The sequence below is a fragment of the Citrobacter sp. A316 genome (assembly GCF_002042945.1).
Lineage (GTDB): Bacteria > Pseudomonadota > Gammaproteobacteria > Enterobacterales > Enterobacteriaceae > Citrobacter > Citrobacter portucalensis.
Genome location: NZ_MVFZ01000001.1, coordinates 127,736 through 152,777, shown reverse-complemented (window position 1 = coordinate 152,777; position 25,042 = coordinate 127,736). Strand labels below are relative to the sequence as shown.

General features: G+C 53.3%; 21 protein-coding genes. 7 read left to right on the top strand and 14 right to left on the bottom strand.

Annotated elements, in window-relative coordinates; translation table 11 throughout:
• Positions 1-2 precede the first annotated feature (2 nt).
• From BZK41_RS00710 to cecR, 4 genes are read right to left on the bottom strand one after another with little or no spacing between them, the layout of a single operon-like run.
• Positions 3-1,136 (bottom strand): ABC transporter permease, encoded by a 1,134-nt coding sequence (locus tag BZK41_RS00710; RefSeq protein WP_003831545.1) that lies wholly within the window; start codon positions 1,134-1,136, stop codon positions 3-5.
• Complete coding sequence (locus BZK41_RS00705) at positions 1,129-2,865, bottom strand: ATP-binding cassette domain-containing protein (protein WP_079936853.1); 1,737 nt, start codon at positions 2,863-2,865, stop codon at positions 1,129-1,131. The genes BZK41_RS00710 and BZK41_RS00705 overlap by 8 nt, the downstream gene beginning before the upstream one ends.
• Positions 2,858-3,853 carry a secretion protein HlyD gene (gene hlyD, locus BZK41_RS00700; protein ID WP_079936852.1) on the bottom strand — a complete coding sequence of 332 codons (996 nt, stop codon included), beginning with the start codon at positions 3,851-3,853 and terminating at the stop codon, positions 2,858-2,860. Before hlyD ends, BZK41_RS00705 begins: the two co-directional genes overlap by 8 nt.
• Positions 3,850-4,527, bottom strand: a complete 678-nt coding sequence (gene cecR, locus BZK41_RS00695; protein ID WP_079936851.1) for a transcriptional regulator CecR — start codon at positions 4,525-4,527, stop codon at positions 3,850-3,852. Before cecR ends, hlyD begins: the two co-directional genes overlap by 4 nt.
• 221 nt (positions 4,528-4,748) lie before the next feature.
• Between cecR and rhlE the strand changes: the two genes are divergently transcribed.
• Positions 4,749-6,095 (top strand): ATP-dependent RNA helicase RhlE, encoded by a 1,347-nt coding sequence (gene rhlE / locus BZK41_RS00690; protein WP_079936850.1) that lies wholly within the window; start codon positions 4,749-4,751, stop codon positions 6,093-6,095.
• 68 nt (positions 6,096-6,163) lie between these two features.
• On the opposite strand, the gene BZK41_RS00685 is transcribed toward rhlE, so the two are convergent.
• Positions 6,164-6,898, bottom strand: coding sequence for a GntR family transcriptional regulator (locus BZK41_RS00685; RefSeq protein ID WP_003831553.1), 735 nt, complete (start codon positions 6,896-6,898; stop codon positions 6,164-6,166).
• A gap of 202 nt (positions 6,899-7,100) precedes the next feature.
• Here BZK41_RS00685 and BZK41_RS00680 point away from each other — a divergent pair, with 202 nt between their 5' ends.
• The 5 genes from BZK41_RS00680 to BZK41_RS00660 all read left to right on the top strand — a co-directional run bounded on the left by BZK41_RS00680 (position 7,101) and on the right by BZK41_RS00660 (position 14,479).
• Positions 7,101-8,453, top strand: coding sequence for an adenylosuccinate lyase family protein (locus BZK41_RS00680; RefSeq protein WP_079936849.1), 1,353 nt, complete (start codon positions 7,101-7,103; stop codon positions 8,451-8,453).
• 33 nt (positions 8,454-8,486) lie between these two features.
• Entirely contained in the window at positions 8,487-9,908 is a 1,422-nt protein-coding gene (locus BZK41_RS00675) for a DASS family sodium-coupled anion symporter (RefSeq protein WP_079936848.1), read from the top strand.
• Between the two features lie 177 nt (positions 9,909-10,085).
• Positions 10,086-12,236 carry an ATP-dependent DNA helicase DinG gene (dinG, locus tag BZK41_RS00670; RefSeq protein ID WP_079936847.1) on the top strand — a complete coding sequence of 717 codons (2,151 nt, stop codon included), beginning with the start codon at positions 10,086-10,088 and terminating at the stop codon, positions 12,234-12,236.
• Positions 12,237-12,265: 29 nt separating this feature from the next.
• On the top strand, positions 12,266-13,234 hold the full coding sequence (gene ybiB / locus BZK41_RS00665) for a DNA-binding protein YbiB (RefSeq protein ID WP_079936846.1): 969 nt from the start codon (positions 12,266-12,268) through the stop codon (positions 13,232-13,234).
• Between the two features lie 162 nt (positions 13,235-13,396).
• Positions 13,397-14,479, top strand: coding sequence for a malate/lactate/ureidoglycolate dehydrogenase (locus BZK41_RS00660; RefSeq protein ID WP_079936845.1), 1,083 nt, complete (start codon positions 13,397-13,399; stop codon positions 14,477-14,479).
• Between the two features lie 100 nt (positions 14,480-14,579).
• On the opposite strand, the gene ybiJ is transcribed toward BZK41_RS00660, so the two are convergent.
• The 5 genes from ybiJ to mcbA form a co-directional block, all read right to left on the bottom strand.
• Positions 14,580-14,840, bottom strand: coding sequence for a DUF1471 family protein YbiJ (ybiJ, locus tag BZK41_RS00655; protein ID WP_079936844.1), 261 nt, complete (start codon positions 14,838-14,840; stop codon positions 14,580-14,582).
• 301 nt (positions 14,841-15,141) lie between these two features.
• Positions 15,142-15,408: a DksA/TraR family C4-type zinc finger protein gene (locus tag BZK41_RS00650; protein WP_079936843.1), complete on the bottom strand. Its 267-nt coding sequence runs from the start codon at positions 15,406-15,408 to the stop codon at positions 15,142-15,144.
• Between the two features lie 75 nt (positions 15,409-15,483).
• Complete coding sequence (gene ybiX / locus BZK41_RS00645; protein ID WP_079936842.1) at positions 15,484-16,161, bottom strand: PKHD-type hydroxylase YbiX; 678 nt, start codon at positions 16,159-16,161, stop codon at positions 15,484-15,486.
• A gap of 43 nt (positions 16,162-16,204) precedes the next feature.
• Positions 16,205-18,490: a catecholate siderophore receptor Fiu gene (locus BZK41_RS00640; protein ID WP_079937012.1), complete on the bottom strand. Its 2,286-nt coding sequence runs from the start codon at positions 18,488-18,490 to the stop codon at positions 16,205-16,207.
• 293 nt (positions 18,491-18,783) lie between these two features.
• A complete protein-coding gene (mcbA, locus tag BZK41_RS00635; RefSeq protein WP_003035239.1) occupies positions 18,784-19,044 on the bottom strand; it encodes a DUF1471 family periplasmic protein McbA in 261 nt (86 codons plus the stop codon).
• Positions 19,045-19,254: 210 nt separating this feature from the next.
• Here mcbA and rlmF point away from each other — a divergent pair, with 210 nt between their 5' ends.
• Positions 19,255-20,181 carry a 23S rRNA (adenine(1618)-N(6))-methyltransferase RlmF gene (gene rlmF, locus BZK41_RS00630; RefSeq protein ID WP_079936841.1) on the top strand — a complete coding sequence of 309 codons (927 nt, stop codon included), beginning with the start codon at positions 19,255-19,257 and terminating at the stop codon, positions 20,179-20,181.
• On the opposite strand, the gene ybiO is transcribed toward rlmF, so the two are convergent.
• The 4 genes from ybiO to glnH all read right to left on the bottom strand — a co-directional run bounded on the left by ybiO (position 20,178) and on the right by glnH (position 24,796).
• On the bottom strand, positions 20,178-22,415 hold the full coding sequence (gene ybiO / locus BZK41_RS00625; protein WP_079936840.1) for a mechanosensitive channel protein: 2,238 nt from the start codon (positions 22,413-22,415) through the stop codon (positions 20,178-20,180). The genes rlmF and ybiO overlap by 4 nt on opposite strands.
• Before the next feature lie 118 nt (positions 22,416-22,533).
• Positions 22,534-23,256: a glutamine ABC transporter ATP-binding protein GlnQ gene (gene glnQ, locus BZK41_RS00620; RefSeq protein WP_003035246.1), complete on the bottom strand. Its 723-nt coding sequence runs from the start codon at positions 23,254-23,256 to the stop codon at positions 22,534-22,536.
• Positions 23,253-23,912: a glutamine ABC transporter permease GlnP gene (gene glnP, locus BZK41_RS00615; protein ID WP_003035248.1), complete on the bottom strand. Its 660-nt coding sequence runs from the start codon at positions 23,910-23,912 to the stop codon at positions 23,253-23,255. Before glnP ends, glnQ begins: the two co-directional genes overlap by 4 nt.
• Before the next feature lie 137 nt (positions 23,913-24,049).
• A complete protein-coding gene (gene glnH / locus BZK41_RS00610; protein ID WP_079936839.1) occupies positions 24,050-24,796 on the bottom strand; it encodes a glutamine ABC transporter substrate-binding protein GlnH in 747 nt (248 codons plus the stop codon).
• Between the last annotated feature and the right edge of the window lie 246 nt (positions 24,797-25,042).

Sequence of the window (25,042 nt, the reverse complement as noted above, 5' to 3'; positions counted from 1 at the left end):
CCTTAATCCAACCGACGTTTGGTTTTAAGCCACGTCAGGCCAATAAACATCACCGCCGAAGCGATTAAAAACAGCACGTTGATAATCAGTACCACCGGAATATTTCCCGCCAGGAACAGGCTTTGTAGGGTGCTGACGAAATAACGTGCCGGAATAATGTAGGTTACCGCCCGGATAATCGCGGGCATGCTGTCTATCTGGAAGATAAAACCCGACAGCATAATCGAGGGCAGGAAGGCGGCGTTTAGCGCAACCTGCGCGGCGTTAAACTGGTTGCGGGTGATGGTGGAAATAAGCAACCCCATGCCGAGCGTACTGAGCAGAAACAGGCTGGTAATGAAAAACAGGATCAGCAACGAGCCGCGGTAGGGCACGCCAAGAATAAACACCGACACCAGCATACACAGCAGCATCGCCAGCATACCCAGAAAGTAATACGGGATCAGTTTACACAGCAGCAGCTCGACGCGGGTGACTTCGGTAGACAGCAGCGCTTCCATGGTGCCGCGCTCCCATTCGCGCGCTACCACTAATGAGGTGAGGATGGCGCCAATCACCGTCATGATGATGGTGACCGCCCCGGGAATGATAAAGTGCTGGCTGATGGCCGCCGGGTTAAACCAGTAGCGGGTTTGCACGTCGATCAAAGGTTTGAACGATTCCCCACGATCTTCTGCCCGCTGTTGCTGCCAGATTTGCCAGATACCTTCGACATAACCCTGCACAAAGTTGGCGGTATTCGGTTCGCTGCCGTCGGTGATTACCTGGATCGGTGCCACGTCGTTGGGGCGCGCCATCTGCTGGGCAAAATCCACCGGGATCACCACCAGACCGCGAATGCGTCCGGCCTGCATTTTCTCAATCAGTTCCTGACGGTTATCGCTGATGGTGGCGTCAATATACGGCGAGCCGGTCATGGTATGGGTAAAATCCAGCGCCTCTTCACTCTGTTGTTCGAGCAAAATCCCTACCCGCAACTTGCTGGAGTCGAGGTTGATTCCGTAGCCGAAGATAAACAGCAGCAGCAGCGGGATCACCACCGCAATCAGCCAACTGCTGGGATCGCGGACGATCTGGCGCGTCTCTTTCACGCACAGCGCACGTACGCGACGCCATGAGAGAGCGGAGTTACTCATGCGTATGCTCCTTATCCCAGTCATTGATTAGAGTGATGAACGCCTGTTCCATGGTCGGGTCCGGCGTGTCGCTGTCGGCTGCCTGAGCCTTCAGGTCGTCCGGCGTCCCGCTGGCAATCAGTTTGCCGCGATACACCAGCCCGATGCGATCGCAGTATTCCGCCTCATCCATAAAGTGGGTGGTCACCATCACCGTGACGCCTTTTTCCACCATGCTGTTGATATGCAACCAGAACTCACGACGGGTGAGGGGATCGACCCCGGAAGTGGGTTCATCAAGGAACAAAATGTCGGGTTCATGCATCAGCGAGCAGGCCAGCGCCAGACGCTGCTTAAACCCCAGCGGCAGTTCGTCGGTGGCATGGGAAGCGATACTCTTCAGGCCAAATGCCTCGCTCATACGATCGATTTTCTCTTTCTGCGCCCGACCGCGCAGGCCGTAGACGCCAGAGAAAAAGCGCAGATTCTGTTCAACCGTCAGGTTACCGTACAGAGAGAATTTCTGTGCCATATAGCCCAGATGCTGACGCGCTTTGCCGGAGCTGACTTTCAGGTCCATATCCAGCACCAGCGCTTTGCCGGAGGTGGGGACCAGCAGGCCGCACATCATTTTAAAGGTGGTGGATTTGCCAGCGCCATTAGGGCCTAACAGACCAAAAATCTCGCCGCGCTGCACGGCAAAGTTTACGTGATCGGTTGCGGCAAAATCGCCAAATTTTTTGGTCAACGCTTTGGCTTCGATCACCGTTTCGCCTGGCGTGCCTTCCACGGTATGCAGGATAGCGCCCAGCGGGGACTCCGATGTTCCGGCTCCGCCGAGTAAATCGATAAAGGCGTCTTCGAAGCGGGGGGCGGTTTCGTTGATGGTTATCTCCGGCATGCCGTCAGCGCTTTGGATCTGCTGAGCTGTCGCCTCTTTTTTCAGGATTAAACGGACGGATTTCCCCTGAATCATTCCGTCGCTGACCTGCGGCAGTTTTAACGCGCGTTGCAGCAGTCGGCGGTTGTTTTCCTGCGGACTGCTCATCAGGAAGCTGCGACCCGCCATGGTTTGCGTAAGCTGAGTGGGATCGCCCTGATATAACAATTCACCTTCGTTCATCAGCAGCACATCACGGCATTGCTCTGCTTCATCCAGATACGACGTACTCCAGAGGATCAGCATGCCGTCCCCGGCCAGTTCGTGGACCATTTGCCACAGTTCGCGACGGGAAATCGGGTCGACACCGACACCTGGCTCATCCAACAGCAACACTTTGGGTTCGCCGACCAGCGTACAGGCAAGTCCGAGCTTCTGTTTCATGCCGCCGGAAAGCTTGCCAGCCAGTCGTCCGGTAAACGGCCCCAGCGAGGTGAATTCCAGGAGTCGGGCAAAGGTTTTTTCTCGCGCTTCACCGGTGACGCTGCGCAAATCGGCATAGAGATTGAGGTTCTCCATGACGGTTAAATCTTCGTACAGACCAAATTTCTGCGGCATATAGCCGAGCACCGCATGCAGCGCGCTGTCGTCTTTGATGGGATCAAAACCAATCACCGCAGCACTTCCGGCATCAGGTTTTAATAATCCCGCCAGCATTCGCATCAGCGTGGTTTTGCCCGCGCCGTCCGGCCCGACCAGCCCGGTCACGTAGCCCGCATGAACGGTACAGTCGAGCGGGGCGACGGCCGGTTTTTCCATTCCGGCAAAGTTTTTCGTCAGCCCTTTAAGCGTAATGACGGCGTCATTCATGCCGTGCCTCATCGCCAAACTTAATCGTTACCGGCATTCCCTGGCGCAGCTCATCGTCCGCGTCGGTGACGACAATTCGCAGGCGATATACCAGGTCGGTACGCAGGTCAGGGGTCTCGACCGTTTTCGGGGTAAATTCGGCGGTAGGAGACACAAAGCCGATTTTACCGTGATACGGTTTGTCCGGACGGCCATCGGTATAGAGCAGGATTTCGCGTCCTGGCTGCGCCTGGCTCAGATTGCGTTCATCAACGTAAGCACGAACCCAAACCGGACGTGTGAGCGACAGCGTCAGTACCGTGCCCCCTTCGTTCAGCATGCTGCCGGGTTCAACCGCACGGGTAAGAAGCGTGCCGTCAGACGGCGAGGTCAGCGTGGTGTCATGCAAATTAAGCTCTGCCTGTGCCAGCTCGGCCTGGGCTTGTTCGAGCGTGGCTTTTGCCTGCTCGATGTCCTGCACACGATTACCGCTGCGATACTGGGTGAGTTTATCCTGTGCGGATTTCAGCGAAGCTAACGCCTGATCGCGTGATGAACGGGCGTTTTCCAGATCGTTGGCAGAAATGGTGCGGCTTTTCCACAATCCTACCTGCCGATTGTAAAAGTTCTGCGCGTAATCATAGGCGGCCTGCGCCTGTTTGACTGCCGCCGCGGTTTGCGCGATCTCTTCTTCGCGATACCCTGCCAGCATCAGATCGTATTGCGCCTGTGCGGCGGCTACATTGGCTTTTGCCTGCATCAATGCGTTTTCATACGGTGCGCGGTCCAGTTCGCCCAGCACCTGGCCGGCGGTAATCGCATCGCCTTCGTCAACCGCCAGCGAGGCCAGCCTGCCGCCGACACGAAAACTCAGGTTGACGCTACGGATATCGACATTGCCGTATAGCGTCAGGCCGTTATCTTGCCGACTTTGATACCACCACGTTCCACCGGCAATCACGGCAACGAGGGCCGCGATAACCAGCCCGAGAACGACAGGTTTTTTCATGACTCCAGACTCCTTTGCGTTAAACCTTGCAGAATAAGATCGATGTGACAGGTGATCGTTTGGTCAATCAGTGCGGTTTTATCCTCATCAAATTGTGACCAGCCCGTACGCAACAGAATGGTTTCTTTCCCCAGACGAAAGGCCAGCACCTCGCCGAGTATGGCGTGGGTATGCAGGATCATTTGGGTATCATTGGCATCGCCGCCGGTATAAGCGGCAATCAGGCGCGTCAGATGAGTATGCAGCGGATTGATAACCTGATCGTGCACCAGTTGATAAGCCGCAGTGGGGGAAAGCTGTTCGCGCGAGATAAATTTGCTCAGGTTAACGGTGTCGTCCTGAGTTAACAGCATGATCATATTTTTGCAGGCGCGCAGGATCAGTTCGCGCATCGCGCCACGATCCGGTTCCGGCTGAGCAAATAAACGCTCGGCCTCTTCAGCGTGCGGGCGAAACTGTGAGCCGATAAAATCTGCAATCCACTGGGCACAGGCGAGATATAAATCCTCTTTTGAGCCAAAATAGTAGGTGATAGCCGCAATGTTTTGCCCGGCCTGTGCAGCGATATCGCGCGTCGTGGCGTGCAGACCATACTCGCCGAATTGCGCCAATCCGGCGGCAATGAGCTGGTTCTTCGCCTGTTCACCTTTGGTTGTCATGGTGGGTGTATTCATGGCACGACTCTGATCTTAATCAATCGATTGATTAAGATTATGACTGATGTGCAGCCTTGTCCAGTCCGGAGCGTTATTTTCCAGTGAAGGGATAATTTATGCGGCACATCACAAAAACTGCTACACTCCGCCCCTTCATGACATTGTGGTTTTTGTCATCTCTATTGTATGTATCTCCCTGAAAACGACACCGGTAACGGTCAGGGCGGTTCGGAGTTGTTATGTCTTTTGATTCCCTTGGTTTAAACCCTGAAATTTTACGTGCCGTTGCCGAGCAGGGTTACCGTGAACCTACCCCTATTCAGCAGCAGGCTATTCCTGCCGTGCTGGAAGGCCGCGATCTGATGGCCAGCGCCCAGACCGGTACGGGGAAAACGGCAGGTTTTACCCTGCCGCTGTTGCAGCACCTGATCACCCATCAGCCGCATGGTAAAAGCCGTCGTCCGGTTCGTGCGCTGATCCTCACGCCAACCCGCGAACTGGCGGCCCAGATTGGCGAAAACGTCCGTGATTACAGTAAGTATCTGAATATTCGCTCGCTGGTGGTCTTCGGCGGCGTCAGCATTAACCCGCAGATGATGAAGCTGCGTGGCGGCGTAGATGTGCTGATCGCCACTCCGGGTCGTTTGCTCGATCTGGAACACCAGAATGCGGTGAAACTGGATCAGGTTGAGATCCTGGTACTGGACGAAGCTGACCGCATGCTGGATATGGGCTTTATTCACGATATTCGTCGCGTTCTGGCAAAACTGCCGGCAAAACGTCAGAACCTGCTGTTCTCGGCAACGTTCTCTGATGACATTAAATCGCTGGCCGAAAAACTGTTGCACAACCCGCTGGAAATCGAAGTGGCGCGTCGTAATACCGCGTCAGAGCAGGTTACTCAGCACGTTCATTTCGTGGATAAAAAACGTAAACGCGAACTGCTGTCGCAGATGATTGGTCAGGGCAACTGGCAGCAGGTGCTGGTGTTTACCCGTACCAAACATGGCGCGAACCATCTGGCAGAACAGCTGAATAAAGACGGCATCCGCAGTGCGGCAATCCACGGTAATAAATCTCAGGGTGCGCGTACGCGTGCGTTGGCTGATTTTAAATCCGGTGATATTCGTGTGCTGGTAGCGACCGACATTGCTGCGCGTGGTCTGGACATTGAAGAGCTGCCGCACGTGGTGAACTACGAGCTGCCAAACGTCCCGGAAGACTACGTGCACCGCATTGGTCGTACCGGTCGTGCGGCTGCTACCGGCGAAGCGTTGTCTCTGGTGTGTGTCGATGAACACAAGCTGTTGCGTGACATCGAGAAGTTGCTGAAAAAAGAGATCCCGCGTATTGCAACGCCAGGTTACGAGCCAGATCCGTCCATCAAAGCTGAGCCGATCCAGAATGGTCGCCAGCAGCGTGGCGGCGGCGGTGGTCGCGGGCAGGGCGGAGCAGGGCGTGGCCAGCAACCGCGTCGTCAGGATGGCGGTGCGCCAAAAGCGAAACCGCGTAGTGGCGAAGGCAAACCGGCAGGTGATAAACCTCGTCCACCGCGCCGTCCGCGCAAACCGTCTGCAGCGCAGTAATTTCCCTTGCTGTATGGCAGTATAAACACGCTATCCGGCCTACACCCTGTGTAGGCCGGATAGGTCAATCACTCCCCCGAACTTTGCGATTTCAGCACGATTGAGCAGGTATATCGTCCTGCCGGGTGAATCGAAATCGTCGTCTCAAATACTTTCCCGTCCCTGTCCAGATAACGACGCACGATTCTCATCGCTGGCGAATCAGGTGCTACATTGAGAATTTTTGCCACCTTTTTTGGCACGCCGACAGCCGTAATGGTCTGGTGCACCTCATGACTTTTGATACCGTAATGGGTTTCGATCAAATCGCTGATTAGCGAGTGTGGGTCGTCACGGATGTACGTACGCAACTTGGCGTAATCCGTGCTGGCATAACTGTCCGTCCAGCAGATTGGTGCGTCGGGGTTTTGCGCATCTTCGCGAGTGCTGGCAATGTGCAGCCAACGGGAACCTGGCGGGCAGCCAATCATCTGGGACAGCTCTATGTCCGCCACAATCTCATCGATTTTCTTGATGACGCGTAGATTGTTTTTGGCCAGCAGCAACAGATCCTCAAGATGCGATAGCGGGTGATTGACGCCGTTAGCCTTAGGTTCGCAAACGCGGGTTCCCGCGCCTTTACGCCGTGATATCAGACCTTGCTCTGTTAATTCCCTTAACGCCTCACGCATGGTGTGGCGGCTGACCTGCCATGTTTCGCACAGTTCCATTTCCGTAGGAAACAGCGAACCGGGGGCAAAAGTTCCCACCGCAATTTGCTGCGCCAGTTCACGTGCTATTCGCTTGTACAGAGATTCTTTCATCGCAGTTTCATCAAAATATTAGTGATCTTTATCACGAAAATTTGTACGGACTATTCCCTACATTTCTTATGAATACTATAAATGTCCGTACATTTAAATGTACGGACATTTGTTTATGTCTGGACATTGTGGCGGCATTTGAATATCCAACAAACTGCCGTAAACACGCATCTTATCATTATCAGATTTTCCAGGGGGATTTATGGCTTCGAATGTACTTGATTCTGTTCTGTTCAGGGATTCTTTCGGCACACCGGCGATGCGCGCGGTGTTTGACGATCGCGAGCTGGTGCGCAAATACGTGGAAGTGGAAGTGGCACTAGCCAAAGCCCAGGCACGCTGCGGTGTGATACCCGAGGCTGCGGCGCAGGAAATCGCAGAAAAATGTAATGCTGACACGCTCGATTTTGATTTATTGCGCCATGAAACCGAAATTGTGGGTTATCCGATCCTACCGCTGGTGCACCAGATTTCTAAACAGGCTGGCGAGTCCGGTGGCTATGTGCACTGGGGGGCAACCACTCAGGACATTATGGACACCGCAGTGGTCCTGCAAATTCGTGATGCTTTTGCGCTCATTGAATCCGATATGGACAAACTCCGTGCAACGCTGGCCGATCTTTCACGCCGCTATCGTGATACGCCGATGGCCGGGCGAACCCATTTACAACAGGCTTTGCCCGTGACCTTTGGTTACAAAACGGCCATCTGGCTGGATATGTTTGAACGCCACGCGGAACGTCTTACTCAGGCGCGTCCTCGTGTATTGGTCGGCGAATTTGCGGGTGCAGCCGGTACGCTGGCATCACTGGGGGATAAAGGCCTCGCGGTACAAAAAGCGATGATGGAAGAGCTTGGGCTAAATGTCCCAACCTCCACCTGGCACGTCGCGCGTGATGGTTTTGCCGAAGCGGTGAACCTGTTAGCGGTGATTACCGGGTCGCTGGGCAAGATTGCCTACGACGTAATGCTGCTGGCAGCAAACGAGTTTGGCGAACTGTATGAGCCGTTTGTTAAAGGGCGTGGCGCCAGCAGTACCATGCCGCAGAAACGTAACCCTATTTCCAGTGAGCTGATGCTGGCCTGTGCCAAAGGCGTTCGCCAACAGGCAGGGTTGATGCTTGATGCGATGGTGCAAGATCTGGAGCGAGCAACCGGGCCGTGGCATGCCGAATGGATTGCTATCCCGGAAAGTTTCGTGCTCAGTGCGGGGGCATTGCATCAGGCCAACTTTATGCTGGCGGGGCTGGTGGTCGATGAAGAGGCAATGAAACGTAACCTCGGCATGACTAACGGATTGATTGTTGCTGAAGCGGTCATGATGGGGTTGGCTCCGTATATTGGTCGTCAGGATGCACATGACGTGGTGTATGACGCATGCCGTATCGTCAACGAACAAGGTGGACGATTGGCTGATGTGCTGAATGCGATGCCATCCGTCTCTGAACGACTGGACCCACAGTTGATTGAAAAACTGACCGATCCGGCAAATTACCTTGGAATGGCACCGGCGATGGTGGATCAGGTATTAGCAAGATACATGTCGCAGAAATGAATGCTCTCGGGCTAACGGAATAAGGATATTTTTATGTCAACGAATTCTGTCACGGGAAAATCCATTCTGTCGTTCCTGATACCGCTGGCGATAGGCGCGATCATTTGGTTTTATCCCGTTCCTGATGGTCTGACGCCTCAGGCCTGGCATATGTTCGCGATATTTGCCGCGACCATTGCCGCCATTCTTACTCAGCCGCTCCCTTCGGGGGCGGTGATGTTAATTGCACTTTGCGTGGTTATTTTCACCAAAACGTTGCCAGAGGCAAAGGCGCTGTCAGGGTTTGCGTCCGGTACGGTATGGCTCATTTTCTGTGCCTACGTCTTGTCTCTGGGGTTTGTGACGTCAGGACTGGGGAAACGTATCGCGTATAAAATGTTATCGCTCTTTGGCGGCAGCAGCCTGGGTATTGCTTACTCACTGGGGGTTTCCGATCTGATTATGGCCCCGGCAATGCCGTCAGTAACTGCACGGTCCGGGGGCATAATTTTTCCCATCACGCGTTCCATCAATGATGTATTGGGTTCCGCTCCAGGGGTTACTGGCAAGCGCATTGGCGATTTCTTAACCATGGTGTGCTTCCAGTTTACGCCGATTACCGGGGCGATTTTCCTCACCGGGATGGCGGCGAATCCGCTGGTAGCGAGCCTGGCGAAATCGTCATTGGGCATGGAGATAACCTGGGGCGGATGGTTTATTTCCGCAGTGGTCCCTGCGATGGTTTGTTTCTGTCTGATGCCGCTACTGGTCTATAAATTATTGGATCCTGAGCTTAAGCGTACACCAGAGGCAAAAGCGATGGGTAAGAAGGCGCTCGGTGAGCTCGGTTCGATGAGCAGCAACGAGAAAAAAGTCGCGTTTGGTTTTGTGCTGGCGCTGGTTGGCTGGGGCACCAGTTTGATTACTGGATTGTCTGCCACATCTGTCGGACTTGGGCTGGCTGCTTATCTGTTTGCCTCGGGTGCCGTTAGCTGGAAAAGCCTGCTTAATGACCATGCGGCCTGGGATACGGTTATCTGGTTTAGCGTCATTATTAGTCTGGCGACCGGACTTGCCGATCTGGGCTTTATTAAATGGATGACAATAAAGTTAGGCAGCGGAATTCAGGGTTTTGGTGCGATCGAGTCCTTTATTGTGCTGGGGATCCTTTACATTTACGTCCACTATCTCTTTGCTACGGCTACCGGACACGTAGCTGCGCTGTATGCTCCTTTCGCGGCCACGGCGATCGCTGCGGGTGCGCCGCCGATGATGGTCGCTATTTGCTTCGGCATCTTTAGTAACCTGATGTGGGGGAATACCGAGTATGGCGGCGGACCTGGTCCTATTTATTTTGCCCAGGGATATTTTGAACGACCGCGCTTTTACAAAATTAACCTCTGTGTGGTAACGGCAAATGTGATCATCATTTTTGCCGTGGGCATGCTGTGGTGGAAGCTGCTGGGATACTATTAACCGACACGTTTATTCGGCCTGCAATGCACCTGACTGTAGGCCGGATAGGGTGTAAGCAGCCATCCGGCAATTTAAGCCAGAGCTGCGAAGCGCTTTCCAGAATGGGGGAAAAAGGTACATCCAACGCCTGAAATGTGCCACAATAGTGGCTGTTTATACAGTATTTCAGGTTTTCTCATGGCACTTACGGCTGCGCTAAAAGCGCAAATCGCCGCCTGGTACAAGGCGCTTCAGGAACAGATCCCCGACTTTATCCCCCGTGCGCCGCAGCGGCAGATGATTGCTGACGTCGCGAAAACGCTTTCCGGGGAAGAAGGGCGGCATCTGGCGATTGAAGCACCGACCGGGGTGGGGAAAACCCTGTCGTATCTGATTCCCGGTATTGCCATTGCGCGTGAAGAGCAAAAAACGCTGGTGGTCAGTACTGCCAACGTCGCTTTGCAGGACCAGATCTACAGCAAAGATTTACCGCTGCTGCGCAAAATTATCCCCGACCTGCGTTTCACTGCCGCGTTTGGTCGCGGACGCTATGTCTGCCCGCGTAACTTAGCGGCGCTGGCCAGCACCGAACCTAATCAGCAGGATCTGCTGGCTTTTCTCGAGGATGATCTGACGCCCAACAACCAGGAAGAACAAAAGCGCTGCGCAAGGTTAAAAGGCGATCTCGACAGCTACAAGTGGGACGGGCTGCGCGATCACACCGATATCGCCATTGACGACGGACTCTGGCAGCGTCTGAGCACCGATAAAGCCAGCTGTCTGAATCGCAACTGTCACTACTATCGTGAATGCCCTTTTTTTGTCGCCCGCCGGGAGATTCAGGAAGCTGAAGTGGTAGTAGCCAACCACGCGCTGGTGATGGCAGCCATGGAAAGCGAAGCCGTTTTGCCGGAGCCGAAAAATCTGCTGTTGGTGCTTGATGAAGGCCACCATTTGCCGGATGTCGCGCGCGATGCGCTGGAGATGAGCGCGGAAATCAGCGCCCCCTGGTATCGACTGCAGTTGGATCTATTTTGCAAATTAGTGGCTACCTGTCTGGAGCAGTTTCGGCCAAAAACTACGCCGCCGCTGGCGAATGCCGAGCGTCTGAACGGTCACTGTGAGGAATTGTATGAGCTGATTTCATCGCTCAATAACATTCTTAATCTGTACATGCCCGCTACCCAGGAGGCGGAGCACCGCTTCGCGATGGGCGAATTGCCTGCGGAAGTGATGGAGATTTGTCAGCGTCTGGCGAAGCTAACAGAAATGCTGCGCGGTCTGGCGGAACAGTTCCTCAACGATCTCAGTGAAAAAACCGGCACTCACGATATTGTGCGTCTGCATCGGGTTATTTTGCAGATGAACCGGGCGCTGGGCATGTTTGAGGCGCAAAGCAAACTGTGGCGGCTGGCATCGCTCGCGCAGTCGTCAGGCGCGCCGGTGAGTAAATGGGCAACGCGCGAGGTGCGTGACGGGCAGATCCACGTCTGGTTCCACTGCGTGGGGATCCGCGTGAGCGATCAGCTCGAACGACTGCTGTGGCGTAGCGTCCCGCATATTATTGTCACTTCCGCAACGCTGCGCTCACTCAACAGCTTCTCGCGTTTGCAGGAGATGAGCGGTCTGAAGGAAAAAGCAGGAGACCGGTTTGTCGCGCTGGATTCACCGTTTAATCACGTTGAACAGGGCAAAATCGTCATTCCGCAGATGCGCTACGAACCGTTAATTGATAACGAAGAGCAGCATATTGCGGAAATGGCCGCCTATTTCCGCGAACAGCTGGAAAGTAAAAAGCATCAGGGCATGCTGGTACTCTTTGCCAGCGGTCGGGCGATGCAGCGTTTTCTTGAGCACGTTACCGATCTGCGCCTGCTGTTGCTGGTACAGGGCGATCAGCCGCGCTATCGTCTGGTGGAGTTGCACCGTAAGCGGGTGACTAACGGCGAGCGCAGCGTGCTGGTTGGGCTGCAATCTTTTGCTGAAGGTCTGGACTTGAAAGGCGACCTGTTGACCCAGGTGCATATTCACAAAATTGCTTTTCCGCCTATCGACAGCCCGGTGGTGATCACCGAGGGCGAATGGTTGAAAAGCCTGAACCGCTACCCCTTTGAGGTGCAAAGCCTGCCCGCGGCGTCGTTTAATTTGATCCAGCAGGTTGGGCGACTCATCCGTAGCCATGGCTGCTGGGGAGAAGTGGTTATTTATGACAAGCGTTTATTGACCAAAAGCTATGGCAAGCGTTTACTGAACGCGTTACCCATATTTCCGATAGAGCAACCTGCTGTGCCAGACGTTATAGTAAAACCAAAAGAAAAAGCGAAACCCACGCGCCGTCGTCGGCGTTAACGATGCGAGCAACAGGCAAGGAGTTATCGATGGATTACCGCAAAATCATTAAAGAGATTGGGCGAGGAAAAAATCACGCGCGTGACCTGGACAGGGATACTGCTCGCGGACTGTATACCCATATGATGAACGGCGACGTACCTGACCTTGAGATGGGCGGGGTACTGATTGCGCTACGTATCAAGGGCGAAGGCGAAGCGGAGATGCTGGGCTTTTACGAAGCGATGCAAAACCACACCATTCGTCTGACTCCGCCGGTAGCCAAACCTATGCCGATTGTCATTCCCAGCTACAATGGCGCGCGTAAGCAGGCGAATTTGACTCCGCTGCTGGCGATTTTACTGCATAAACTCGGCTTTCCGGTGGTGGTGCACGGCGTCAGCGAGGATCCAAACCGTGTGCTGACAGAAACCATTTTCGAACTGATGGGGATTACGCCAACGCTACATGCCGGGCAGGCTCAGGCAAAGCTGGATGGTCATGAGCCGGTGTTCATCCCGGTGAGCGCACTGTGTCCTCCGCTGGAGAAACAGCTGGCGATGCGCTGGCGTATGGGCGTGCGTAACAGTGCGCATACGCTGGCTAAATTAGCCACGCCGTTTGGCGAAGATGCCGCGCTGCGTCTTTCCAGCGTGTCCCACCCGGAATACGTCTCGCGCGTGGCGAAGTTCTTCGGCGATATCGGTGGGCGTGGCCTGTTGATGCATGGTACCGAGGGCGAAGTGTATGCCAACCCGCAGCGCTGCCCGCAGATAAGCCTGATAGATTCATCCGGTGTGCGAGTGCTACAGGACCGACAGAGTGAGATGCCTGACGAGCCGGTACCGCTACCGGTAGCAAAAGATCCGGAAACCACCGCGCGCTGGATTGAGCGTTGTCTGGCTGGCAGTGAGCCGGTTCCGGCATCGTTGAAAATTCAGATGGCCTGCTGCCTGGTGGCAACCGGTGAATCCGTCTCACTGGCTGAAGGACTTGCCCGCGTCGAGCAAAGTTTCTAAACCATTTGTTATCCCGACGGGCCTGTTGCCTGGCCTGTCGGTTCATTCTTTTCGGCAATGTGAAATTTCTGCACGTTTATTGACCTCCAGAGCGCCGTGGCGCAGCATAGTTTGTTGAAAAATAAGAAACACAACAAACATGCGACACAACAGGAGATAACAATGAACAGTGGACATCGCTTCCATGTGCCAACGCTGCACGCCTTTATCCAGGCCGTTTTTCATCAGATGGGAAGCAATGATCAGGAGGCGCGGCTGGTGGCCGACCATCTGATAGCCTCTAACCTCGCCGGTCACGACTCCCATGGTATCGGTATGATCCCAAGCTATATTCGCTCATTCTCGCAGGGGCATCTGCAGATCAACCGTCATGCCAAAGTGGTAAAAGATGCGGGGGCGGTGATTACGCTTGACGGAGACTGTGCGTTTGGTCAGGTGGCGGCGCACGAGGCAATCACGCTTGGAATCGAAAAAGCGCGTCAGTACGGAATCGCTGCCGTGGCATTACATAATTCGCACCATATCGGACGCATTGGCTACTGGGCGGAGCAATGTGCGGGGGCGGGTTTTGTTTCGGTGCATTTTGTGAATGTGGTAGGGATCCCGATGGTCGCACCGTTTCATGGCCGCGATAGCCGTTTTGGCACCAATCCCTTATGTGTCGTATTCCCGCGTAAAAATACCTTCCCACTGTTGCTGGATTATGCAACCAGCGCTATCGCGTTTGGCAAAACCAGGGTGGCATGGCACAAGGGTGAGCCGGTGGCTCCGGGATGCTTGATCGATGCCGAGGGGGCTCCCACAACCGATCCTGCGGTAATGCAGGTTTCTCCGCTGGGGTCGTTGCTGACCTTTGCCGAGCACAAGGGGTATGCGCTGGCGGCGATGTGCGAAATTATGGGCGGTGCGCTTTCTGGCGGTAAAACCACACATGAAGAGAGCCTGCAGACCAGCGCGGACGCCATCATTAACTGTATGACCACCATTATTCTGAATCCGGAATTGTTCGGCGCGCCGGACTGCGACAATCAGGTTGCGGCATTTGCTGAATGGGTGAAAGCATCTCCGCATGCTGAAGAGGCTCCAATCCTGTTGCCAGGGGAGTGGGAAGTCAATACGCGTGAGGAACGGCTGGAACACGGTATTCCGCTGGACGCCGGAAGCTGGCAGGCTATTTGTGACGCGGCACTGCAAATTGGGATGCCAGAGGCCGTGTTGCGGGAATTTTGCCAGCGGCTGGAATAATAGGCAAAAAAAAGCCCGTCCAGTGGCGGACGGGCAAACAAAGGGTAACAAACAGGGTCAATGAGGGTTGGAGCATTGGGTCGTACAGGTAATCTTTCGGTTATTTATAGATAACCGCGGTGCCGCTCATTTTGTCTTTACCGACAGCGGAAGTGATGCTGTAACCAGATGCACCGGCAGCAGCCGCTTTCTCAGCCAGTTTTGCTTCCAGGCCATCCAGCGTGGTGGCGCCATCAGCAGAAACCACACCAATTTTATTCATGCTTTGTGCCTGAGTGGAGGAAACCGGCTCGGCAGCGAAAACGCCAAATGACAGGGTAGACAGGGCGATAGCAGCAACAGCATATTTAATGTTTTTCATGATTAATCTCTCGCAGGTTTGTTCTGTTAGTAAGTGTTCTGTTAAGAAGACGTTGTTCCGTCGATGTGATAAGTATCACGTTTTTTTTGGCGAGAGAAAATCGAATAGAATTGACGACATCAATCAAAAAAATTGAATGACAAATAACTTATTGAATATTAATAAATTCGAGTAAGGGATTTACAGTTCTTGTCATTGCGATTTACAGAGAAGACGACAACGGCACATTTTGCTACACAGAGTGCAAAAAAGCGTGCTCGTAAAGGAAAGCGTATGCGCTGAAACTTTAGGTAAAGATGAGTCAACGTAGCTGGCTGTCTTTCGAACCTCTGCGATTATATCCTGAAAATGATGCACTATGTGAATCTTTATCCTGTTGGCAAGTGATGCACAAGCGTACGCCAGGCACGGCCTCACGTCTGGCCTGAGGGATAGGATTGCCACATTCTTCGCATTCATACAGACTTTCCCCCGTCGGTAACTCACCGCGGGCGCGGGCAACAGCATCTTCAATAGTATTGTTGATCTGTTGGTTAACTGCGTCGTCATTTGCCCATCCGGATGCCATGTGTACCTCCTGCTGATGTCTACAGACTAAGTATAGCGAAGGTGATGGCTGAAAAACGACCATGCGCCAGCAGTATCAGATTTCAGACCATTCGCGCAGCAGGTTATGGTAAAGATTGAGTAATGACAGGATCTCGCTACTCTCCCCATGACGAGCCTTTAAAGACTGAATGTTTTTATCCAGCTCAAAAAGCATGGCGCGATTTTTGTCGTCACGGACCATCGACTGTATCCACATAAAGGATGCCACGCGAACCCCACGAGTCACCGGGGTGACGCAGTGCAGGCTGCTGGAAGGATAAAGCACCAGATCGCCTGCCGGAAGCTTCACCGCATGCTGGCCGTAGGTATCATTGACCAGCAGTTCTCCTCCTTCATAATCATCCGGGTTACTCAGGAATAAGGTTGCGGAAAGGTCTGTGCGCATCCAGCCGTTTTGCGGATGGCTACGCACCGCACCGTCAACGTGAAAACCGTAGGTCTCGTTGTCCTGGTAGCGATTAAACAGCGGTGTGGAGAGCGTTTTTGGTAGTGCTGCGGCGAAGAAAAGCGCGCTGTTATTTACCGCAGTCTGTACCGCCTGTTGTAAAACGCTGTAGCGTTCACTTTGCGTATTCACCTGCTGGTTGTTTTTCACCTGCGCCCCCTGAGCGCCGGTGGTTGCGCGGCCATCAACCCAGTCGGCAGCGTCCAGTTGTTCGCGAAACCAGGCTACATCCTGCGCCGACAGAACGCCGGGAATGTGGTACATCATCAGTGTTTCTCCTGAAAGTGGGGCTGACGCCCCACGCGATGGATCAGAAATGCATATTGGCGGTGAGCAGGAAAGTTCTTGGCTCGCCCGGATGATAACGGTATCCGCTCTTGTTTATGGAGGATACATAATCGGTGTCGAACAGGTTATAGACGTTCAGCTGGAAATCGAGATTGCGATTCACGCGATAACCCAGTTTGGCGTCGGCGACCCAGTAACCTTCGGTGTAGGATGGCGTACCCACGGCTCCATCTGAACCACGATGCATACTACCCACGTAGCGAGCGCCTGCGCCAACGGAGATATCATCAGTAGCCTGATACTGGTTCCACAGGGTGAACGCATGTACCGGTGTATATGGCAGTGAAGAGGATCCATCCTGAGCAACGTTTTTGCCACTGTGGATGGTCGCGCGTTGCTGGGTGTAACCCCCAATAATCTGCCATGCGGGGGTGATGTTGCCTGCTACCGAGAGCTCGTAGCCTTCAACGCGTTTTTCCCCATACTGGGAATAGGTACCGTCGTCGTTCTGCTCAACTTCATTCTCAATATCCGTGCGGAAAATTGCGGCAGTTAACAGCAGGCGCTTATCCAGCACCTCCCATTTGGTGCCGATCTCGCTGGTTTTTGCTTTCTGCGGTTTGAAATCGGTACGGTTCGCACTGTTACCGCTGCCGCCCTGAGCAAGAGCAAAGTTGTTGCCGCCCGGCGGTTGCTGAGAAACGGCATAGTTGATGTACACGTTACCGTTATCGGTCAGGTGATACAGCGCGCCCGCTTTCCAGTTCACCAGATTGCCTGATTTAGCAGTATCCACAGTGGTGACCGGGGAACCTTTGGCCACACCTGTCGGGCACGCGACTGCGCCACGGCCGGAAGCGCCGCAAGCGGTGGCGCTGTCATATTCAGTGCGGTAATTGTCGAGGCGAATACCACCGTTCAGCTCAAACTCACGGGTAATTTGTAGCGTATCAAAAGCGTACACACCGAAGGTATCTGTTTGCCCGTTAGCGTTGGCGCCGTTACGGGATAATCCGCCGATATTCACATTGCTGTCGGGGTGATAGATATTCACCGGTGGTGGGGTGATAGGCGCCACGCCATAGTTGGTTTGTGTTTCGCGCGTCAGCTCCACGCCGGTGCTGATGTCGTGACCGATGGATCCCGTGTAGAACTTTGAGGTCAGGTTGGTCTGGTTGGTCAGGATTTTATTGCTGACATCTTTGGTATTTGCCAGGCGTGACCAGGTCCAGGTGTCGACACTGCTGGTGGGTTGAGTGATGTTAGACGCGCCGCCCATCACCGCCGTCATCAGATAATCCTGTTTAATGCGCGACCAGCGGGTGGTGTTGCGAATAGTGGTGCTGTCGTTCAGATCATGTTCAAAACGCATCGTCGCGGTATCGGTTGTCGAATCGTCGTAATCTGAGTTGGTACCGTAGAAATTGTGCGTATTTACTTTGCCTGACTGATTCAGTGCAGAAGTCCCCGCAGAAGGCGCGGAATATCCCGGCAGGCCGATGGTAGGGATGCCGCCATCCGGCGTGTTGTGCTGGGTAACATGTAGATAGTTCAGGTACAGTCGGTTCTCTGTCCCTAAGCCAAAAGCGAGAGAGGGGGCCACACCGTAACGTTCATTCTTAACGTTATCGCGACCAGCATCATGCGTTTTTTCACCCATCAGGTTTAAACGTGCGGCGGTGGTCTCGCCGATGACCTGGTTAATGTCCAGCGTACCCCGGCGGAACCAGGCGCTACCGACGCTGGCCGATGCATCGATTCCTGAGTCGGTGCGCGGCTGTTTGCTGATCATATTGATAGAGCCAGTCGGTGCGCTACGTCCATAGTCGGTGCCGGAAGGACCTTTGATCACTTCCACCTGTTCGGTATTGAAGGTGTCGCGCGTGACGCTGCCAATATCACGCACACCGTCGATATAAATACTGTTCGAGGTATCCGCACCACGCATATAAACCGCGTCACCGGTGGTGGAGTTACCGTTCTCACCGGCGAAAAATGCGCCAACGCCCGGGACGTTTTTCAGCGCATCGGTCAGATTTGTTGCGCCTTGATCCTTAATCACCTGCTCAGAAATCACCGTCATGGTGCGGGTTGTATCCGCCACCGGGCGGGAGAATTTAGGGTCAGCAGACTGTGTTGGGGCGTACAGCGAAGGTTTGGCCGCTTCAACGACCAGAGTGTCTTCTTGTTTTTTATCCTGGTCGCCCGCAGCGACAGCCTGAGCTATCGGGGACAGACCAATGCACAGACCGGCAAAAAAAGTCAGTGAGTGGAAGCTACTGGACGGCAAGTTGCGATTTTTATCCATGTTAATGAGTGACTTATTATTTTTGGAGTGGACGATTTCACTCGCGCGAAGGGACATCTCTATGGATGTTATACCCTGCAGGCCTCGCGAAAATGAATGTGTAATTGATAATGATTTTGATAAGCATTACTAATCAGTGCGACGTTTTAGCATTCATTACTTCAAAAATAAATACATTTATTTACATTGGATTCAAAATGCCAACATATCGATTACAATTTGAGCGGCAAATGAAGTGAACAGCGCACAGAAAACTGCATTCGGGATGAATGCAGTTGGGCTTAGGAAGGGGGTTACTTATAGATGGTTGCGGTGCCGTACATCTGATTTTTACCGCCCGCAGAATTAACGACAAAGCCTTTTGCCCCTTGCTCTTTCGCTTTCTCTGCCAGCTTGTCTTCCAGGTCACTCAGGTTAGAGGCGCCGGTAGCGGATACTGTTCCGGAAGCTTGTAGCTGACCGGTAGCCGGGCTGGTGTATGGCTGTGCTGCAAAGGAGGCAAATGTCATGCCGGTAAGTACGGTAGCGGCAAGTAATGTGAGGCATTTCTTCATGGTGATATCCTCTGAAAAACAACAGGTGTGCCTGATAAGTTTAGGTCGTTAGCGGATGACATTTACCGCAAAAAACTGGTGATGAACTGTCTGTTTTTTGAACAACGCGCAAAGCGTCAGACAGGCGTAAAAAATCAAATTTCCTTGTTGTGTGTGTTTACCGCGTGGCGTTATGCGGGTATCTTACGCCGCTGTTAAAAGGAGAATGCTATGTCCGCCCAGAAACCGGGATTACACCCACGCAACCGCCACAATGGCCGTTATGATCTTGCGACTTTATGCCAGGTTACGCCCGAGCTGACGCAATTTCTCACCCTCACGCCTGGCGGCGAGCAGAGTGTTGATTTCGCGAATCCGCAGGCAGTAAAGGCGCTCAATAAAGCACTGCTGGCGCATTTTTATGCGGTGAAAAACTGGGATATTCCAGACGGTTTTCTGTGTCCGCCGGTGCCTGGTCGTGCTGACTACATTCACCATTTGGCTGACCTGTTGGGTGAAACCAGTGGAACCATTCCGGCAAATGCGAGCGTGCTGGACGTGGGAGTAGGGGCAAACTGTATTTATCCGCTGATCGGCGTGCATGAGTACGGCTGGCGATTCACCGGCAGTGAGACCAGTAGCGAAGCGTTTAACAGCGCTCAGGCGATCGTCAACGCCAATCCGGGGTTAACCCGTGCTATTCGTCTGCGTCGCCAGAAAGATGCAACGGCAATCTTCGACAGCATCATTCACAAAAATGAGCAGTATGAAGCCACGTTGTGCAATCCGCCATTCCATGATTCTGCGGCTTCAGCCCGCGCCGGAAGCGAACGCAAACGCCGTAATCTGGGCCAGGACAAAGATGATGCGCTGAACTTTGGCGGACAACAGCAGGAGCTGTGGTGTGAAGGCGGCGAAGTGGCGTTCATCAAAAAAATGATTGCCGAAAGCCAGGCATTTGGCCGTCAGGTGATGTGGTTTACCACGCTGGTTTCGCGCGGTGAGAACTTGCCTCCACTGTATCACGCGTTAACGGATGCGGGTGCGGTGAAAGTGGTTAAGAAAGAGATGGCCCAGGGGCAAAAGCAGAGCCGCTTTATTGCCTGGACCTTTATGGATAACGATCAGCGTCGTCGTTTTATGGCGCGTAAACGTTAAAGCGTTGGCTCGGTTGGCGGTAGCGGTTCGCTTGCCGCCGGCGCAGGGCCATTCCCTGGTGCAGGCAACACTTGATACGTCTGTACCGGGGCGCGTATGTTGGCCAGATCGAAGTATTTCTTCACCTGGCTGTCGAGCGCGAAACGTACCGTCCACTGCTTCAGCGGCAAGGTGGTAAACGAGACCCGTAGCGTGAATGCCGTATTGGTTAATCCTACAATCCCGGCAAACGACGGCTCGCCGATAATCAGCCCGCGAATATCATCTTTTTCCATCACCGCAGCAACCGCGTCTTTCAACGCCTGATTCGCTTTATCCGCATCCTCATGACGGTCTACGTCGTAATTGGCGACGACAGATCCAATTCCACGCACAAAGTTGGCGAAGGTCGTTATCGATGACCAGGGAATGATATGGTATGCCCCGGTGTCCTGACGCACGCCCACAGAACGGATGGACATCCGTTCAACCGTACCGGTGAGTGGACCTATGGTCACCAGATCGCCGGTGTTCATGCCATTTTCAAACTGAATAAAAATCCCGGTAATAATATCTTTTACCAGCGTTTGCGAGCCGAAAGAGATAGCCAGCCCCAGCGCACCGGCCCCGGCCAGTAAGGGGGCGATATTGACGCCAATTTCCGACAGCACAATCATGATGGTGATCGTGCTGATGATTACCGCCAGAGCGTTGCGAAACAGCGTCAACAGGGTGCGTGTACGAGCGCTGGGGAGCGGACGGCCGTGAATATCGGAAGCCAGACGATTTTCAATCAGGCTGGCAAGGATCGTCCAGCCGATAGCGGAGAAGAATAAAATCAGTGCGATACGGATCAGAATATCCACCGTTTTTTCTCCTGCGCCGTAATGCAGCCAGTTCCAGAAGTCGAACAGTCCCCAGGCATTCAGGAGCAGCATCACCGCAACGCACACCGTCAGGATCCTGGCCACGCTTAACGCCGTCGACAGCCAGCCATTCAGCCGCTTTTGTAGTTCCGGATAGCTGCGCTGGGTGTGTGGCGAAAGGGTAATAGTTTTGGCTATCCAGCGGGAAAACATGCCGGAAACAAAGGCGGCAATGCCAATGATTACCAGGCTGCGCAGCGTAGCACCCATCATGAATTTCAGGCTGTTGCCTGGATCAAACAGCGAAAAGAAAAACAGCACAATGAAATAGGCGCTGGCCAGCCAGTGCCATACCAACGCAAAGGCGCGGATAAACAGGCTGAAAAAAGCTAACGATCTTTCCGCCAGATTCTGTAAATGTTGTGTTATCTCTTTCTTGTTTCTGAAAATCAGGTACAGCGCCCATAGCGTGATACACAGCATGATGATGACGTTGGCCATCGCGCCGACCTGCACGTTGACCTGATTGGAGATAATGGGAACGGCAACGATCAGTCCGTAACCAATCAGGCTGCTTAATGAACTCAAACGCCGATTCCAGTAGCGCGCACCGGCATCCTGAATATTAAACGGGCGCAGTTCGGCCACCGTAGGGCAAAATATCAGACGCAGAATGGCTTTGAAGAACTCAATCAGGGCGAAGGCATTGAGAAACAGGCTTTGCTGAAAAGCGATGGTGCGACTGCCGGCGTTCATTCTGTCGCTCAGTATCTGCCCGACAAACAATGTCAGCGCCAGCAGAAGCAAATCAATAATGAATGCGCCAACGATCATCGCCGGAAGCTGCAGCCAGTTGCTGCGTTCGCGGTTTTTGCGCCGCGCCCATTGCCCCATTTTGCGATACAGCGGCAGCGCGCACAGGCGAATCAGCCAGAAAAAACCGAACACTGACGCCGCCAGCATTAAAAAATGAGTCAGGGCATTAGTGAACGTTTGCGGGTTAAAGGTCTTGTGCGGTGCATCGGTAATATTGCGATAAAGCTGAGCAAAGCGGCTGGAGAGCGCCTCACCGTAGTGCCGGGTGACGTCCGTGACGTTTTCCAGCACCGTTTTTTCTTCCGTTAACGTGGGTGGGACAATGGTTGGCACCGGCTCGGCAGGGGGGGCAGTTGCCACTTTGCGTAACTGATCGATCAGTTCCTTCCGCGAGGTGTCATTTTCCAGCACATCAGCCAGTGCGCCGTAGGCCGCTTTCTTCTGTTCAACATCCGGCTCTTTTGCCGGGGCGGTTTGTGCGTTGGTTGACGTTGGCGTGGTGACGCCAGGTATCGTCACTGCCTGGGCCGGAAGACTCAACAGACAAACAAAGATGAACAGGATCCAGCGCATGACTCCTCCCATGAGAAAATAAATGCAAAAGGATAAGTATAGATGTCAGGGCGGGAGGGAATTGAAATGAGAGGATTCTGGTGAAAAACCTCCCTTCGGGCGAAGGGAGGTTGAGCTATCAGGAAACGTGCTGCAAGAATTCCTGTAAGCGTTGGCTGGGCGGATTTTCAATCAGGGCCTGCGGATTACCGTCTTCGGCAATACGTCCCTTATCAATGAAAATCAGGCGAGAGGCCACTTTTTCGGCAAAGCCAATTTCGTGGGTCACAATCACCATGGTCATTCCTTCTTCCGCCAGGTCCTGCATAACTTTCAGAACTTCATGGCGCAGTTCCGGGTCGAGCGCTGAGGTTGGCTCATCAAACAGCATCATTTTCGGTTTTACCGCCAGCGCACGGGCGATAGCCACACGCTGTTGTTGACCGCCGGACAGTTCGGAAGGGTAGTGATGCGCACGTTCGGCCAGACCTACTTTCGCCAGCAGCTCTTTCGCCAGTTTCTCGGCCTGCTCTTTATTCGCCCCGCGTACGCGCTGCGGTCCGAACATGACGTTTTCCAGCGCCGTCAGATGTGGGAACAGGTAGAACTGCTGAAACACCATCCCGGCTTCCTGGCGGATTAAGCGCTCGTCTACCTTCGGATCGTTTACTTTCAGACCATCGACGATCAGATCGCCGGAGGTTATCTCTTCCAGTTTGTTAATGCAGCGCAGCAGGGTAGATTTACCGGATCCTGACGGCCCGATAATCACCACTACTTCACCCTGCTGAATGTTCAGGTCAATATTGTGCAGCACCTGGGTTGGACCAAAGTGCTTAGAAACGTTTTTAAATTCAATCACAGGATTTTCATCCTTCTTTCCAGACGACGCAGAATGAAGCTCAGCACCAGCGTAATGATCAGATAGAACACCGCAACGGCGCTCCAGATTTCCAGTGCGCGGAAGTTACCGGCAATGATTTCCTGGCCCTGACGGGTCAGTTCAGCGACGCCAATGACAATAAACAGCGAGGTATCTTTAATGCTGATGATCCACTGGTTGCCCAGCGGCGGCAGCATACGACGCAGCGCGAGAGGTAAAATAACGTGGCGGATAGTCTCTGTGCGTGAAAGTCCAAGCGCCAAACCGGCTTCGCTGAACCCTTTATGGATTGAGAGCACCGCACCGCGGGTGATTTCCGCAATATAGGCCCCGGAGTTGATCATGATGGTGACAACGGCGGCGCTAAAGGGGTCAATACGTAAATCGTTAAATGCCATTGGCAGAGCGAAGTAAATAAACATTACCTGCACAACGATTGGCGTACCGCGAATGACTTCGATAAACACCAGCGCTACGTGGTTGGCGATCCAACCGCCGAAAGTGCGCGCAAACCCTGCTGCAAGTCCGATTATCAGACCGCCAGCCAGACCGAGGACCGAGATCCACAGGGTCATTTTGGCGCCTTCAATCAAAAGCGGGATGGCGGGCCAGATGGCACTCCAGTCAAACTGCATATGTCGTTCCTGTTACCGTGGTGTAAATATTCAAATGCCCGTTTTGCCGGATGTGCTGTGCTTACCCAGCCTACAGGTCTCAAAAATCCAGGCGTTGGCCCGGTAAGCATCACGCCACCGGGCAACGCTACCGGTTATTATTTAGGTTCAGTACCGAACCATTTTTTGTAGATTTCGTTGTAAGTACCGTTCTCTTTCAGCGTTTTCAGCGCGCCGTTCACTTTCTCACGCAGGTCGTCGCTGCCTTTCGGGAAGGCGATACCGTACTGCTGGGCTTCCAGCGATTCGCCTACAGCTTTGAACTGACCATTGCCAGCTGTTTTGATGAAGTAAAGAATGTTTGGTGTGTCGTGCAGCACGGCGTCTGCGCGGTTGGTGCCCAGTTCCATATATGCGTTATCGATGTTCGGGAACTGGCGCAGATCTTTGGTTTTGATATTCGCTTTCGCGTAATCAACGGAACCGGTGCCGCTCTTAACCGCAACGACTTTACCATCCAGGTCTTTCACACTTTTCACGTCGTTGTTATTTGCTTTGACCATCACTAACAGACCACTTTTATAGTAGCCGTCAGAGAAGTCGATCGCTTTTTTACGCTCGTCGGTGATGGTGATACCCGCTAGAGCCAGGTCGATATTTTTGGTTTGCAGAGCCGGGATGATGCCGCTGAAATCCATTGGTTTCAGTTCATAATCCAGTTTCAGTTCTTTGGCCACGGCAGCCCACAGATCCACATCAAAACCAACGTATTTGTCACCCTGTTTGAATTCAAACGGTACAAACGCGGTGTCGGTTGCGACAACCAGTTTCTTGTCTGCGGCATTGGAGGACACCGCAAAAGCCAGGGTAAGTGCAGCCAGTGAAACTTTTAATACAGACTTCATAGGATTTCCTTTTATATCCACGGGGCGATCCCCTGCGAGAACATATGGCTTAATGAAAAAATCGTGCCAATTTTGCAACTCATTGTTTTAACAAGAGGGTGTCTCGTTTCTCTGCACAATAAGTAGGGCAAAGCGAGTAATCTGCACTGTTTTGGGGCACTCATTTGGTGCGAACCAGACGCGGTGCAAACGGTATGACTATTTAGCGTAAAAATTGTTGATAAAACAATCTTTCGTTAACGATTG

What these genes read in the sequence shown, in the direction of transcription:
- rhlE (WP_079936850.1), top strand. Translation starts at nt 4,749, where the DNA reads ATGTCTTTTGATTCCCTTGGTTTAAACCCTGAAATTTTACGTGCCGTT.
- BZK41_RS00680 (WP_079936849.1), top strand. Translation starts at nt 7,101, where the DNA reads ATGGCTTCGAATGTACTTGATTCTGTTCTGTTCAGGGATTCTTTCGGC.
- BZK41_RS00685 (WP_003831553.1), bottom strand. Translation starts at nt 6,898, where the DNA reads ATGAAAGAATCTCTGTACAAGCGAATAGCACGTGAACTGGCGCAGCAA.
- ybiO (WP_079936840.1), bottom strand. Translation starts at nt 22,415, where the DNA reads ATGCGCTGGATCCTGTTCATCTTTGTTTGTCTGTTGAGTCTTCCGGCC.
- mcbA (WP_003035239.1), bottom strand. Translation starts at nt 19,044, where the DNA reads ATGAAGAAATGCCTCACATTACTTGCCGCTACCGTACTTACCGGCATG.
- dinG (WP_079936847.1), top strand. Translation starts at nt 10,086, where the DNA reads ATGGCACTTACGGCTGCGCTAAAAGCGCAAATCGCCGCCTGGTACAAG.
- ybiB (WP_079936846.1), top strand. Translation starts at nt 12,266, where the DNA reads ATGGATTACCGCAAAATCATTAAAGAGATTGGGCGAGGAAAAAATCAC.
- cecR (WP_079936851.1), bottom strand. Translation starts at nt 4,527, where the DNA reads ATGAATACACCCACCATGACAACCAAAGGTGAACAGGCGAAGAACCAG.
- ybiX (WP_079936842.1), bottom strand. Translation starts at nt 16,161, where the DNA reads ATGATGTACCACATTCCCGGCGTTCTGTCGGCGCAGGATGTAGCCTGG.
- BZK41_RS00705 (WP_079936853.1), bottom strand. Translation starts at nt 2,865, where the DNA reads ATGAATGACGCCGTCATTACGCTTAAAGGGCTGACGAAAAACTTTGCC.
- rlmF (WP_079936841.1), top strand. Translation starts at nt 19,255, where the DNA reads ATGTCCGCCCAGAAACCGGGATTACACCCACGCAACCGCCACAATGGC.
- BZK41_RS00660 (WP_079936845.1), top strand. Translation starts at nt 13,397, where the DNA reads ATGAACAGTGGACATCGCTTCCATGTGCCAACGCTGCACGCCTTTATC.
- ybiJ (WP_079936844.1), bottom strand. Translation starts at nt 14,840, where the DNA reads ATGAAAAACATTAAATATGCTGTTGCTGCTATCGCCCTGTCTACCCTG.
- hlyD (WP_079936852.1), bottom strand. Translation starts at nt 3,853, where the DNA reads ATGAAAAAACCTGTCGTTCTCGGGCTGGTTATCGCGGCCCTCGTTGCC.
- BZK41_RS00650 (WP_079936843.1), bottom strand. Translation starts at nt 15,408, where the DNA reads ATGGCATCCGGATGGGCAAATGACGACGCAGTTAACCAACAGATCAAC.
- BZK41_RS00640 (WP_079937012.1), bottom strand. Translation starts at nt 18,490, where the DNA reads ATGGATAAAAATCGCAACTTGCCGTCCAGTAGCTTCCACTCACTGACT.
- glnH (WP_079936839.1), bottom strand. Translation starts at nt 24,796, where the DNA reads ATGAAGTCTGTATTAAAAGTTTCACTGGCTGCACTTACCCTGGCTTTT.
- glnP (WP_003035248.1), bottom strand. Translation starts at nt 23,912, where the DNA reads ATGCAGTTTGACTGGAGTGCCATCTGGCCCGCCATCCCGCTTTTGATT.
- BZK41_RS00675 (WP_079936848.1), top strand. Translation starts at nt 8,487, where the DNA reads ATGTCAACGAATTCTGTCACGGGAAAATCCATTCTGTCGTTCCTGATA.
- BZK41_RS00710 (WP_003831545.1), bottom strand. Translation starts at nt 1,136, where the DNA reads ATGAGTAACTCCGCTCTCTCATGGCGTCGCGTACGTGCGCTGTGCGTG.